Genomic DNA, 13680 nt, shown 5'->3' with positions numbered 1-13680 from the left:
CATGCTGACTACGCTTCCCGGCATGCACGGCAGTGGCCGCACAACCCAATCCAAGGAAACTGAGTGTATTTTAGGACACATTGTGTCATGAGGTACAATAGTTTTTTTAAATCGACCGATGCAACCATGGCTATGCGTCTGAAACTGCTGAGAAAACACAAGGGCTGGACCCTGGAACAGCTGGCGGAAAAGAGTGGCTTGACGAAGAGTTACCTGTCCAAGGTGGAGCGGGGCCTGAGCGTTCCGTCCATCGCCGTGGCGCTGAAACTGTCGCACGCCATGCAGGTGGACGTGGAGCAGCTGTTCAGCGACAGCCACCAGCAGGCGGCCGTCACCATCACGCGCGCCGGTGATCCGGGCAGCGCGGGCGCGATGTCGCCGCTGCCGCATTTCGCCAGCATCGCTGCCGGCGTGGCACCGAAGAAAATGCTGCCCTTCATGGTGTATCCGGCGCCCGATTTCGTCGCCTCCGCCTTCAAGGAACATGCCGGCGAGGAATTCCTGTTCGTGCACCATGGCACGATTGAAATCGAGTTTCCCCAGGAAACCGTGCAGTTGCACACGGGCGACTCCGTGTATTTCAACGCCCTGATTCCGCACCGCACGCGCAGCATCGGCGCACAGCAGGCGCAGCTGCTGGTGATCGTCAGCAACGACGAAGACGCGGCCGCATAAAAGCGCTACCGCAACGCAAAAAGCCCGGAGCGATCCGGGCTTTTTTGCGTTTCAAACAGTCAAAATCAGCGCGCCGGCTTCACCGGTTCGCGGTCGATCAAGACCGTGTTGACGCTGTCGGTCAACCAGATCTGGCCATCCTGGATCGTGCATTGCAGCTGCATGTTGCGCTGCGCCAGCTTGCTCATGTCTTGCGCCGCCTCGGATGGCAGGTTAATCACGGTCAAGTTCTTCGCCCGTTCCAGCTTGTTGGCAATCTGCTTCCACCAGATGTGGCTGGTTGCGCCATAGCTATAGACGATCACCTGTTCCGACCGCCCGCAGGCCTTCAGGATGCGCTTTTCGTCGGGCTGGCCCACTTCGATCCACAACTGGATGGCACCCGTCAGGTCTTTCTGCCACAGGTCGGGCTCTTCCGTGTCGAACAAGCCCTTGGTGAAGGTCAGCGCCTCGTCGGCGTGGATGGCGAACGCCAGCAGGCGCACCATCATGCGCTCATCCGTTTCGGACGGGTGGCGCGCCAGGGTCAGCGCGTGATCCTGGTAGTAATTGCGGTCCATGTCGGCGATCTGCAGATCGGCTTTGAAAATTGTTGCTTTGAGGGCCATCGTGTTTCTGTCTCGGTAAAGTGGATGTCAATATGGTACGGGTGGCGGTATCAGCGAAATACCACGGTCTTGTCGCCATTTTTCAGGATGCGGTGCTCGACGAACCATTTCACGGCACGTGCCAGCACCACGCACTCGACGTCGCGGCCGATGGCCGTCAGGGTCTCGGCATCCATCGCATGGTCAACGCGCTCGACATCCTGCTCGATGATCGGGCCTTCATCCAGATCGCCCGTGACGAAATGGGCCGTCGCACCGATCAGCTTGACGCCTCGGTGGTGCGCCTGCGCATACGGCTTGGCGCCCTTGAAGCTGGGCAGGAAGGAATGATGGATATTGATGGCGCGACCGTCAAGCGCCTGGCACAGGCCGGGCGAGAGGATTTGCATGTAGCGCGCCAGCACCACCAGGTCGATCTTGTGCGTGTCCATCAGCTCGATGATCTTCGCTTCCTGCGCCAGCTTGGCCGCTTCCGGCGCGCCGGCCGCCAGCGGCAGGTGGTGGAAGGGAATATTGTAGCTGGCCGCCAGCTGGTAGAACTCCATGTGGTTCGAGACGATGGCGGGGATTTCCACGTTCAGCAAGCCGCTCTTGTAGCGGAACAGCAAATCGTTCAGGCAATGGCCGATCTTCGACACCATCAGCATGACGCGCGGCTTGACACGCGCATCGTGCAATTGGCCATGGAATTGGCCATTGAGCTGCATGAGTTGCGACAGGTCGGCGAAGTCGCTGCGCAACTGGGCGTCGCTGACGGCGCCGTCTTCCAGCGCGAAATGCACGCGCATGAAGAACAGCTGGGATTCCTGGTCACCGAACTGGGCGGAATCGAGGATGTTGCAGCCGTGTTCGGCCAGAAAGCCGGACACGCGGTGCACGATGCCGCGCTGGTCCAGGCAGGACAGGGTCAGGATGTATTCGGGATGCGTCATGGTCGCGGAATAAGGCAAAAAAGGTGGGCTATGCTCGGCTCAGCCACGCGCGCCGGCCATCGGCTGCGCTGCCGCGAGCCGGCTATTGTCGCACGGCCGGGCCTGTTAGCTGGCATTTTCCACGCAAGCTGCATGGCTGCCGGCGATGACAAGCTGATTGACGTTCCTTTGATCTGGCACAAAGTCATCGCGTTTTTCAGGCGCCCAGGCGCCATTCTCGCGCCAAACCGGCACCTGGCGTGGAACCTGGCGCGCCATCCGGCGTCTATCTCTTTGCTTGTTTCAGCAAACGTCGCATCCGGCACACCGGGTGTTTCTCGGACCAGATTTTCATTGAGGTAGAACATGTTCACCAACAGTATCCCCCAAAGTCTCAGCCCCGCCCTGAAGTCCCACCTGGAGACCCAGTGCAATTTCGCCACAGAACTATCGCGCAAGCTGTTCGATACGGCGCAGCAACTGAGCGAGCTGCATCTGCGGCTGGCGCAAGACCTGCTGCAGGAATGGAACAGCGCCAGCCAGCAACTGCTGTGCGCGCGCGACACGGGCGAGTTCATGTCGCTGGCCGCCGCCCAGTTGCAGCCGGGCAGCGACAAGCTGCGCCAGTACCAGCAGCAACTCGGCAACCTGGTCGCCAACGCCCATGTCGAGATGAACCGCACGGCAGAGAACCACCTGCCCGAAGCGAGCCGCACGGCCGTGGCCTTCGCCGATGAAGTGGTGCGCAAGACGGCCGAAGAAACGGAAAAAGCCACGCAGCGCCAGCGTGAGATGCTCGAAAAAATGCATGCCTCGGGCCGCCACGATGGCGCGGGCCACGGGCGCGAGACCGGCAGGCAATCCGATCAGGCGCATTGAACAGTGCCCCCACCCGACAGCAAGGAGAGCGACATGGCTAACAGTAATGAGCAGGGCAAAGGCGCTGGCAGCAGCCAGAAAGCCGGCGAACCGGGCAGCAGCAAAGGCACGAGCAAGCGCGGCTTTGCCGCCATGAACGAGGAGCAGCAACGCGAAATTGCCAGCAAGGGCGGTCAGGCAGCCCATCAAAAGGGTACGGCGCATGAATTCGACTCGGAAGAAGCACGCCGGGCCGGGCAGAAAGGCGGTGAAGCCGTCAGCCGCAACCGCGAACACATGGCGGAAATCGGCCGCAAGGGCGGCGAAAGCCGGCAATCGGCCCAGCGCGCCAATGAAAGCCGCGGCAGCACGGCGGCACACGGCGGAAGCGCCGAGCAACAGTCGAAGGCTAGCCGGCAGGGCAACAAGAACGGAGACGACAAGGGCTGACCTGGCTGGCCTGGCTCGCGGCTTGACGACGGCACGGGGCGGCCCTGGCAGCCCCGTGCCGGGACTGGCGCAGCGCGGGGCGCAGCGGTATGGTACATTCTCGCCTTACTGACACATTCGCGCCCCGCCCCGCCCTTCCCCGCATGCAGCCATCCCTGAAATACCTGAGCGCCTATTCCGAACAAACGCAAGCGCAAGTGCAACAACTGATCGCGCAGGACAAGCTGGGCGAAGTGCTGTTAAAACGCTACCCGAATGCGCACGATGTGCGCAACGACAAGGCGTTGTACCAGTACGTGCAAGACTTGAAGAATGAATTCCTGCGCAATGCCGAACCCATCAACAAAGTAGCGTTCGACAGCAAGATCCACGTGATCCAGCATGCGCTGGGCTTGCATACCTCGATCTCGCGTGTGCAGGGCGGCAAGCTCAAGGCCAAGCATGAAATCCGCGTGGCCACCATGTTCAAGGAAGTGCCGCTGGAATTTCTGCGCATGATCGCCGTACACGAACTGGCGCATGTAAAAGAAAAGCAACATGACAAGGCGTTCTACAAGCTGTGCGCATACATGGAACCGCAATACCACCAGTACGAATTCGACGTGCGCCTGTACCTGACCCAGCTCGACCTGTCGGGCCAGCGCCTGTGGTCGTGAAGCGCGGCGCTCAAGCACTTTCCAGGGCCTAGGGCGCGCACTCCTTCAGGCGTTGCACCAGCGCTGCGGGATCGGCATCGGCATTCAGGAAGGCGGCGTGCTGCGGGCGGATGAAGCCCTGTTCCTTGCCGTTTTGCACGAAAGCAATCAATCCATCATAAAACCCGTCGACATTGAGCAAGCCGATGGGCTTGGCGTGCAAGCCCAGCTGGGCCCACGTGAGCATCTCGAACAGCTCTTCCAGGGTGCCATAGCCGCCCGGCATGGCGATGAAGGCGTCGGACAGGCTGGCCATCATCGCCTTGCGCTCATGCATGTCCTTCACGATGAACTGGCGCGTCAAGCCCATGTGGCCCACTTCGCGTTCGACCAGTTGGGTGGGAATCACGCCCGTCACCTCGCCGCCCAGGCGCAGTACTTCATCGGCGATCACGCCCATCAGGCCGACCTTGCCGCCGCCATACACCAGTGAAATATTTTCCGCCACCAGCACGCGCGCCAGTTCGCGCGCCGCCACCGCATAATCGGGCGAAACGCCCGCGTTGGCGCCACAGTACACACATAAAGCCTTGATCACAGTAGTCCCTAGTCTTTCAATTCATCGATCGCCGCCTCGACCTCGAGGCGTTCCTTGGCGTCCAGTGCCACGCACTCGGCCGCCTTTTCATACAGGGCCAGCGCTTCCGCCAGCTTTTTCTTTCCGTCAAGCATGTTCAAGGCGCGCGCATACTCGCTGTGCGCCAGCGCCGAATACGGCGTCAGGGCCAGCGCCGTCTTGAAGTGCTGATAGCCATCTTCCTTGTTGGCGCCGTAGGTCAGGCTGCCGATCATGGCGCCGACCTTGTCGATAATTTCCGTATGATAAATCCCAAACGCAATATGCGCTTCCGCATGCATGGGCGCTACCGTCATCGTGCGGTCCAGGCTGTTGCGCACGCGCGCGCCCATGCCCTGCGCCAGGGCCTTGACGACGGATGTGCCCAGCGCGTAGCGGCCCAGGCTATAGGCATGCCAGTAGTAACCGGCCGGGTTGTCCGGCTGCTCGTTCTGCTGGCGCTCGCAGCGCTCCGCCACTTCTTCGTACATGTCGAGTTTCTGGCGGTCGTCCACTTCCAGGTGCGTGGCATAGATGCAGGTCGCCTTGTGCGCCACCGCATAGCCGGGCACGCCGACGGCCAGGCCCAGCTTCACGGCGCGTTCGAAGTCGCCCGCGTGGAAGGCCAGCCAGGCTTGCACCAGCGCCGGATGCGTGGGAAACGGTTCCACATCGCCCGCATGCAGGCGCGCCCAGGCCGCTTCCAGGGTCTGCGGCGTGTAGACATATGCTGCGTCCGGATAGGGGAATTGTTTCCAAGCCATATATCTCTCCTGTAAATGACGACGTGGCGCCAGCAGCCGCGTCAGTCGTTCTTGAGTTTGGTCACATACTCTTCCGACAGTTTGCGAAACAGCAAATGCGTTTCATTGCGCAAATACGGGCCGATCAGGGACAACACCTGGTAGCAGCCGCGTGCCAGCGCATCGGACATCGATTGCTGCTCGCTGTACTTGCGCGGGTTGCGCACATATTCGTACGACAGCCAGTAGGTGGCGACGACCACCATATTCGTCGCCATCGCAGCGACTTCCATGTCCGACGCTTCCAAAGACTGTTCGCTGCGCAAATCTTCGCACAGCTGCGTGGCCACCTTGATCTTGTGCGCCAGGATCAGCTTGAAGTGCAGTTCCAGCTTGCGGTTGCGCGACAGCAAATCATTAAGGTCGCGATAGAAAAAGCGGTAGCGCCAGATCAGTTCGAACATCAGGTGCAAGTACAGCCAGACATCCTCGATATTCGAACGGCGCCCGTCAGGCACGGTCAGGATGCGTTCGATTTCCGCCTCGAACTGGACGAAGATCGAGTTGACGATATCATCCTTGTTACGGAAGTGGTAATACAGGTTTCCCGGCGAAATGTTCATCTCTTCCGCAATCACGGTCGTCGTGATATTCGGCTCACCAAACTCATTGAACAGGCGTAGCGACAACTCCAGGATGCGTTCGCGGGTACGGCGTGGTGCTTTTTGTAGCATGGCGGGCAATCTCTCTGTGTTCTGCCGCAAGCATACCACCTAAGATAGCCGTAATGAAACACTGTGCCCCACGGCGCTGGCGAAAAACGCAGGCAAAAAAAAAGCCTGCGCGAGCAGGCTGGAGGAACGCTGCGCCAGCTCAGGCCGGCGGTGCTTTTTTCTTCGCCGCCGGCTTGCTCACTGGCTTGCTCACTGGCTTGCTCACCGGCTTGCTCACCGGCTTGGCTGCGGTGCGCGGTGCGGCCCTGACTGCCGGCTTGGCCGGGCCCTTGGCGATGGCCGCCTTCGGCGCGGCTTTCGCTACGCTTTTCGGCGCCGCCTTCACGGCCGGCTTGGCCACGGCCTTCGGCTTGGGCGCCGGCGCGGCCTTGCCCGACAGCGCTGCCACCTGCAAACTCAAGGCATCGATCTTGGCGTGCAGCGCGGCGATATCGTTTTGCATCGGCACGCCGATGGTGGCCAGGGCGCGCGCGACGCGCTCTTCAAACACCTGTTCCAGCTTGTCCCAGGAGCCGCTGGCCTGCTTGCCCACGCCATCGGCCAGCTTGCTGACGCCGTCGCTGACATCGGCCACCTTGTCTTCGGCGCGCTTCTGGAATTCCGTGCCTTCCTTGACCAGCTTGGAAAACACGCGCCCGCCCTCTTCCTGCGCCTTGGCGAAGGCACCGAGGCCCGCTTGCCAGATCTGCTGCGCGGACGAGCGCACTGCGCTCGCCAATTCCTTGTCTTGCGTCAGTTCCTTCAATTTCTTCACCATCGCCCACTCCCGTCATATGAAATGCCATGCCACTTCATGGATGCTTTTTATTCTAGAGAGCAAAACTAGAGACGGGAGTCTAATTCGATACAAAGCTGCTTCTCAACGTGCGCCAGCACACGCAGTGGCAAGCGTCTAGGCGGCCGCTTTCACCGGGCCATGCAGCAGCTTGTGCAGGCGGAAGCCTTCGCGGATGTTCTCGCGCAGCACGGCGCCTTTCCACGGCTTGGTATAGAAGCGGTCGACGGCGCCACGGTTGATGGCCGCCATGATGGGCGTCAGGTCGGCAAAAGCCGACAGCATGATGCGGAAAGTATCGGGGCACAGGTGCTTGACCCGCTCCATGAATTCGGTGCCGCTCATGAGCGGCATGCACTGGTCGCACAGGATCACCTGCACCTTGTGGCGCGCCAGGATGTCGAAGCCCTCGGCGGCGGTCTGCGCCGTCAGGATGCGGTAGCCGTCCTGCGCCAGGAAGTCGCTGAGCACGTCGAGCATGAAGACATCGTCGTCGACGATCAGCAAGGTTTGCTGCTCTTCGCTGCCCGCATCCTGCGGCGCCTGCAGCAGCTTGCCCGCCATCAGCATCTGCTCGAATTCTTCCTGTGGCACGGGGCGGCTGAAATAATAGCCCTGCATCTCGTCGCAGCCGTGGCGCCGCAAATAGGCCAGCTGCGCATCGCTTTCCACGCCTTCGGCGATCACTTCCAGCTTCATGCTGTGCGCCATGCTGATGATGGCCAGCACGATGGCCGCGTCGTCCGGATTGCTGGTCACTTCGCGCACGAAGGCGATGTCGATCTTCAGCTTGTCGATGGGGAAGCGCTTCAGGTAGGCCAGGCTGGAATAGCCGGTGCCGAAATCGTCGATGGAAATCTGGATACCCAGCGCCTTCAGGTTGCGCAGCACGGCGATGGTTTCCTCCGCATTCGACATCAGCGAGCTTTCCGTCAGCTCCAGCTCCAGCAGGTCGGGTGCGATATCGTGCTTGCTGATCGCCTTGAGCACCTCTTCTTCCAGGCCGCCGACGAAAAACTGGATGCCCGACACATTCACCGACAGGTGCACGGGGCCGATGCTGCTGGCGCCCCATTCGCTGATCTTCTTGCAGGCTTCGTCCAGTACCCAGTTACCGACGCGCACAATCAGCCCCGTTTCTTCCAGCAAGGGGATGAACAGGGCCGGCGAAACCATGCCGTGACCGGGGCGGCGCCAGCGTATCAGCGCCTCGGCGCCGCTGATGCGTCCCGAGATGATATTCACCTTGGGCTGGAAGAACAGCACGAATTCCTCGTTGTCGATGGCACGCCGCAGGGCATTTTCCAGGTCCAGCCGCGCCATCGATTGCGCGTTCATTTCCGCCGTGAAGAAGCGGAAGGCATCGCGCCCGGCCTCCTTGGCACGGTACATGGCCGTGTCGGCATACTGAATCAGGGTGTCCGCATCGACGCCGTCTTCGGGGAACACGGAAATGCCGATGCTGACCGTCACCGTCACCTCGTGGCCCTGCAAGTCGAAGGGCTTGCGCATCGCGTCGCGGATCTTCTCGACCACGCCCACGGTATGCTGGATGCCTTCTGGCAGCACCAGGATGGTGGCAAATTCATCGCCGCCAAAGCGGCCGATGGTATCGCGCACCCGCAGGCAATCGACCAGGCGGCTGGAAAACTGGCGCAGCAGGTCGTCGCCGATGGTGTGGCCCAGGGTGTCGTTGATATTCTTGAAGCGGTCGATGTCCATGAACAGCACGGCCACGGCCCACTGGTGTTCGGCCGCCTGGGACAGCGAATGGGTCAGCGAGGCGTAAAACTGGCTGCGGTTCGGCAAGCCCGTCAGGGTATCGAAATGGGCCAGCTTCATCAGGCGCTGCTCGGCATCCTTGCGCTCGGTGATGTCGCGCGCCACGGCCACCAGAATCCAGCTCTGCCCCGAGCGCAGGGTACGCCGCTGCACTTCCACCGACAGCGGCGAGCCATCCTTGCGCTGCAGCTGCAATTCCGTCATCGGGCCGCCCTGATCGCCCGCCAGCAGCTTGTTGTACAGCTCTTCCAGCTGGATCTCGCCCTCGTTCGCGCGCCCCGGCCCCACGCGCAGAAAATCCTCGCGTTCAAAGCCCAGCATGCGGCAGGCAGTCTGGTTGACGTCGACGAAGCACATGCCGGCGCGGTCGACGAGAAAAATCGCGTCGGCCGTGGCATCCATCGCCAGACGAAAGCGGCGCAAGTCTTCATCGAGGCGGATACGCGCCGCCATGTCCAGGGTCAGCTGCTCGTGGTGGCGCTTGATCTCGTCGTACAGCAGCAGGTTGTCGTAGGCAACGGCGATCTGCGCCGCCACCGTGGCGGCCACCCGCTCGTCGACTTCGGAAAACTCGTTCGCCCCCAGTTTATCCACCAGGTAGAGCCAGCCGTGGCTACGCTCGCGCGAAGCGATGGCGACGCCCAGGAAGGAGTGCACGGGCGGGTGCGTGTCGGGCAGGCCCAGTGCGCCGGGGTCGCCCTTCAAGCCATTGACACGGTAGGGCTGGCGCTGTTCCAGCAAACGGTTCAGGATGCCTGTGCGCGGCGCGCTGGCGATGTGTTCGAGGTTTTTCTCGGCGCCGCAGGAGGAAAAATAACTGAGCTTTTCGGCGCCCTCTTCCAGCACGCCGATGCAGGCGTACCTGGAGACGCAGATATTCTGCGCCACCTTGCAGCCCGTCTCGATCAAGGCGCGCGGATCACGTTCTGCGCCCAGCTCGATGCCCAGCTCGATCAAGGCCGTCAGGCGCAGGCTCACCGCTTGCAGGCTCGACAGAGAGCGCGACAAGCGCTCCGTCATGATGCCCAGGTCTTCGGGCATGGCGGCATGGCCATCGCGCTGGCCGGCCAGCTGCGAAATTTGCTGGCTGCTGGACTCGACTTCGTCAAGGTAGCCGCTGACCTGGTGCTCGATGCCGGCCAGCTTGCCAGTGGCGGGAGGGATAGCAGCCCCCCCCGCGCCCGGCACGGCGGGCACCTGGGAGGCCGCCGGTATCAGTCCCAGCGCCTCGTTGACCGTGCGCACGATGACTTCAGGGTCGGACGGCTTGGGCAGCACCCAGCGCACGCCGCATGCTTGCGCCAGCAAGATCGCTTCCTGTTCGCGGTAAGTGGCCGTATAAAAAATGATGGGGACGTCGGCCAGCGCGGGATCGGCATGCACGCGCGTGACGAATTCGTAACCGTCCATGTTCGGCATGAGGATGTCGGAGATGATCAGGTCCGGCCGCTCGGTGCGCAGCACTTCCAGCGCGTCGACGCCATTCGCCGCCTCCAGCAGGCGGTGGCCGCCGTAGCCCAGCAGTGCGGTCAGGAATTCGCGGTTCAGCACATGATCGTCGACGATCAAGATGGTAGCTATGTCGTTTTTAACTGGCGTCGACGGCGCCCCGGGTAAAAAAGATTCCAGCTCCGCCACGAACAGGTCCGGCTCGATCGGCTTGCCGATATAGCCATTGAAACCCGCTTCGAGCAGGCGTTCGCGGTCACCCACCATGGCCAGCGCCGTCACGGCCAGGGCCGGGATCTTGCGCAGCAGCGGGTCTTTCTTCAGCTCGGCCACCACGCCATAGCCATCGAGCTTGGGCAAATGCACGTCGCAAATGATCAAGTCCGGCAATTCGCTGCGCGCCATGCGCACGCCCTCTTCGCCGTCATAGGCGGCCAGCGGCGTGTACCCGAAGGCACGTAACAGGTACACCATCAATTCCATATTGGTGGCGTTATCTTCGATAATCAGGATACGTGCGGACAATTAGCACCTCCCATGAAAATGCATAGTCTCATTTTTTGCCTGCACTCATCTTTCCGCTTGCGCAGCAACATGCCAATACTACAACATCCTGCCATGCATCCCTGCAACTATCTCGCATGCGGATGCGCATGGCTCGGCGCATACGGTCTCGTCAATCATTGCTGACCGTCACCTTCGTGATGCTAGCTTAATACAGGACGCCACAGGAAAACAGCATTTTCTGGGCCTGCACCTGTTAAACCTGGGCAATAGCAGAGTCAAAAGAGACAGTCTTGCCATGCTGATAAAACACAACAGGATTCAGGAAAAATGGGGGCAAGAAGGGGGCTGGGCGACTTCGACCTTGATAGTGATTTCCGCTAACAGCTGGCGCAGTATGCGCGCATCGCTGGCCAGCGCCACATGGCCGATGCCCCCGAAGGCCAGATTGCGCGCGCCGGGCAAGTGCGCGGAAGTTTGCGGCGCGACAATATTATCGTGATGCGAGTACATCGACGTGATCAGTGCGCGCGTTTCCGGCGTCTCGCTGGCGGCCAGCTGCGCCAGCCAGCCGCTGGGCGCGCCATCGATACGGCTCATCTGGCGCGCATTCGTCCCCGCCGCCAGGTTGGCCAGCGCCGTGCCGTGGTGCGGCGTGCCGATGGTGATGATGCGCGCCACGCGGGCCGCGCCGTAATGGCGCAGCCAGGCGCGCGCCACCAGGCCGCCCATGCTGTGGGCGACGAGAATCACGCGGTCGCTGCCCGTGCGAGTACACAGCTCGGTGATGGCTTGCTCGACCTGCGGCACGAACGCCTCGATGTCTGCATCGATCGGCTCCAGGTCGACCGCCTTGTGCACGATGCCCGCCTGCGCCATCTGGCGGCTCAGCTGCGTCCAGTAGCCGCGGTTGCACACATAGCCGTGCACCAGCAGCACCGGCAAACCCTGGCCAGGCGTGACGCAGTCGGCCGCGTGCAGGCGCGGACGCAGCATGCCCCATGATGAGGTCCACAGGGTGGCGCGCAGCTCGCCGAAAAACAGCCGCGCGGCGCCCAGGGCACCCAGCTGGTATGGCGCCGGCACGGGGCTGCCCAGGCGCCGGCTTTCCCAGAAGTTGCGCGCCACGATCAGCGCGCGCACGGCCAGCAGCATGGCCAGCGCCAGCAGCACGGCCATGGCCGGCGAGGCGACATCCCACGCCTGCATCGCCAGGTACGCCACGCCCAGCACGGCCAGCACTTGCAGCAGCATCAGCCACTTGAGGATGCGCGCGATCATGCGGCAGCTGCGGCAGCTGGGGCGGCGATAGGCATGGGCGCCGGGGCCGGCTTGCCCGTCAACTGCAGCGCCAGGCCGCTGGCCAGGCGCGCCGCCAGTGCATACAGCGTCAGTTGCGGATTGGCGCCGATCGAGGTGGGCAACAGCGAACCGTCGTGCACGGACAGATTGCGCACGCCGTGGTAGCGCCCGTCGGACCCCGTCACGCCCAGACGCACATCGTCCGACATGGCGCAGCCGCCCATCACGTGGGCCGACACCACCCTGGTCAACAGCGCCTTCATCGGCAAAGCGCCGATGGCCTGCTTCGCCTGCGCCCAGCTGGTGTAGTGGCGGGCCAGCTCGTGTACGGGATAGACACTTTTCGCGCCGGCGGCGAACTGGATTTCCGCCATCGACAGCAACGCGCGCCGCGCGCCATCCCAAATAAAAGGCGTCAATGGATAGTCGAGCACGGGCGCGCCGAAGCTGTCGATGGACACGCTGCCGCCCGCCGAGTCGTGGTGAAAGCCGTCGCGCAGCAGCGCCAGCAAACCGTGCGCATGGGGGAATTCGCGCATGGTGCGCGCATGTTCATCGCCGAAACCGCCCATGGTGGTGGCCATCAGCAGCGGGTGCAAAGGCGGCGCTTCGAGCTTGTAGCCGATGGGGCCGTCGATGGGCGCTGTGTGCAGGAAATGGTCGGAATAAATCGTCTGCGGCGCGCCCGCATAGGCATCAACGCGCTGGGGGAACAGGCCGGCCGAGATCAGCGTCGGATGCAAAAAGGTGCGCTGGCCCAGCAAGCCATGCGGGTCGGGCGCCTGCGAGCGCAGCAGCAGCGCCGGTGAGTTGATGGCGCCGCCGGCCAGCACAAAATGCTTCGCCTTCAGCGTGAGACGCACGCCCGTCGGCACTTGCCCGGCGGCGTCCAGCGCGGTGACTTGCAGGCTGTCGATGCGCTCGCCCTTGAAGGTGAAACGCTCCGCGCGCGCATGCACGAGCAGACCCGCGCCCAGCGCCAGCGCCGAGGGGATCGTCGTCACCAGCATCGACTGCTTGGCGTTCGTCGGACAGCCCATGCCGCAGTAGCCGAGGTTCCAGCAGCCGTTCACATTGCGCCGAATGGCGGCGGTGGGGATGCCCAGCGCCGTGGCGCCGCGGCGCAGTAAATCGTTGTTTTCGTTGGGCGGCGCGGCCCAGTCGCTCACGTGCAGGCGCTTTTCCATCATGGCGAACCACGGCGCCATGGCGTCCACCGAATAGCCGGACAAACCAAAATGCTTGCGCCAGTACTCCAGGGTGCCGGGCGGCGTGCGAAAGCTCGAGGTCCAGTTGACGGTGGTCGAACCGCCGACGGTACGGCCCTGCAAAATATTGATCGCCTTGTCGCGCGTCTTGCGCGCGGCCGATTCCTGGTACAGCGTGGGATAGGCCTGCGCTTCGCGCATCTTGAAGTCTTTCGAGGACTTCAAGCCGCCCTCCTCGACGATCAGCACTTTCAGGCCGGCCAGCGCGAGGATTTCCGCCGTCACACCGCCACCGGCGCCGCTGCCGATGACGACGACATCCGCCTCCAGCGTGCGGTCGGTGCGGAGGGTGCTGGCGTCGGTGACGTTCCAGCCGGCGGCCACGCCGATGGCGATGGGGTCGGGAATGGGGGATGTACTCATGGATGCT

Annotated in this window: 13 protein-coding genes; 4 read left to right on the top strand and 9 right to left on the bottom strand. The window is 62.5% G+C overall.

Annotation, left to right across the window (positions count from 1 at the left end):
- Positions 1-126 precede the first annotated feature (126 nt).
- A complete protein-coding gene (locus ACP7EG_RS19565; RefSeq protein WP_426088949.1) occupies positions 127-675 on the top strand; it encodes a helix-turn-helix domain-containing protein in 549 nt (182 codons plus the stop codon).
- 65 nt (positions 676-740) lie between these two features.
- Here the strand turns inward: ACP7EG_RS19565 and ACP7EG_RS19560 are convergent, their stop codons facing one another.
- Complete coding sequence (locus ACP7EG_RS19560) at positions 741-1283, bottom strand: YaeQ family protein (RefSeq protein ID WP_034758748.1); 543 nt, start codon at positions 1281-1283, stop codon at positions 741-743.
- A gap of 50 nt (positions 1284-1333) precedes the next feature.
- Positions 1334-2215, bottom strand: coding sequence for a formyltetrahydrofolate deformylase (gene purU / locus ACP7EG_RS19555; RefSeq protein ID WP_426088948.1), 882 nt, complete (start codon positions 2213-2215; stop codon positions 1334-1336).
- Positions 2216-2560: 345 nt separating this feature from the next.
- On the opposite strand from purU, the gene ACP7EG_RS19550 reads away from it, so the two are divergent.
- From ACP7EG_RS19550 to ACP7EG_RS19540, 3 genes are all read left to right on the top strand, one after another.
- Positions 2561-3073, top strand: coding sequence for a phasin family protein (locus tag ACP7EG_RS19550; RefSeq protein WP_426088947.1), 513 nt, complete (start codon positions 2561-2563; stop codon positions 3071-3073).
- 33 nt (positions 3074-3106) lie between these two features.
- Positions 3107-3502: a KGG domain-containing protein gene (locus ACP7EG_RS19545; protein WP_426088946.1), complete on the top strand. Its 396-nt coding sequence runs from the start codon at positions 3107-3109 to the stop codon at positions 3500-3502.
- Between the two features lie 143 nt (positions 3503-3645).
- Positions 3646-4158 carry a YgjP-like metallopeptidase domain-containing protein gene (locus ACP7EG_RS19540; protein WP_096234633.1) on the top strand — a complete coding sequence of 171 codons (513 nt, stop codon included), beginning with the start codon at positions 3646-3648 and terminating at the stop codon, positions 4156-4158.
- A 28-nt stretch (positions 4159-4186) separates the two neighbouring features.
- Here ACP7EG_RS19540 and ACP7EG_RS19535 read toward each other — a convergent pair whose 3' ends face one another.
- The 7 genes from ACP7EG_RS19535 to ACP7EG_RS19505 form a co-directional block, all read right to left on the bottom strand.
- Positions 4187-4732: a TIGR00730 family Rossman fold protein gene (locus tag ACP7EG_RS19535; RefSeq protein WP_289951239.1), complete on the bottom strand. Its 546-nt coding sequence runs from the start codon at positions 4730-4732 to the stop codon at positions 4187-4189.
- Positions 4733-4743: 11 nt separating this feature from the next.
- Positions 4744-5517: a hypothetical protein gene (locus tag ACP7EG_RS19530; protein ID WP_426088945.1), complete on the bottom strand. Its 774-nt coding sequence runs from the start codon at positions 5515-5517 to the stop codon at positions 4744-4746.
- 41 nt (positions 5518-5558) lie between these two features.
- A complete protein-coding gene (locus ACP7EG_RS19525) occupies positions 5559-6230 on the bottom strand; it encodes a TetR/AcrR family transcriptional regulator (protein WP_034758777.1) in 672 nt (223 codons plus the stop codon).
- A gap of 139 nt (positions 6231-6369) precedes the next feature.
- Positions 6370-6987: a phasin family protein gene (locus tag ACP7EG_RS19520; RefSeq protein WP_426088944.1), complete on the bottom strand. Its 618-nt coding sequence runs from the start codon at positions 6985-6987 to the stop codon at positions 6370-6372.
- Positions 6988-7122: 135 nt separating this feature from the next.
- On the bottom strand, positions 7123-10761 hold the full coding sequence (locus ACP7EG_RS19515) for an EAL domain-containing protein (protein WP_426088943.1): 3639 nt from the start codon (positions 10759-10761) through the stop codon (positions 7123-7125).
- A 300-nt stretch (positions 10762-11061) separates the two neighbouring features.
- On the bottom strand, positions 11062-12021 hold the full coding sequence (locus tag ACP7EG_RS19510) for an esterase/lipase family protein (RefSeq protein WP_426088942.1): 960 nt from the start codon (positions 12019-12021) through the stop codon (positions 11062-11064).
- The gene (locus ACP7EG_RS19505) at positions 12018-13673 is read right to left on the bottom strand and encodes a GMC family oxidoreductase N-terminal domain-containing protein (RefSeq protein WP_426088941.1); all 1656 of its coding nucleotides are present in this window, start codon (positions 13671-13673) and stop codon (positions 12018-12020) included. Before ACP7EG_RS19505 ends, ACP7EG_RS19510 begins: the two co-directional genes overlap by 4 nt.
- Positions 13674-13680: the final 7 nt, after the last annotated feature.

This window comes from Janthinobacterium sp. PSPC1-1 (assembly GCF_049897625.1).
GTDB lineage: Bacteria > Pseudomonadota > Gammaproteobacteria > Burkholderiales > Burkholderiaceae_D > Janthinobacterium > Janthinobacterium tructae.
This window is presented reverse-complemented; position numbering and strand designations above follow the sequence as displayed.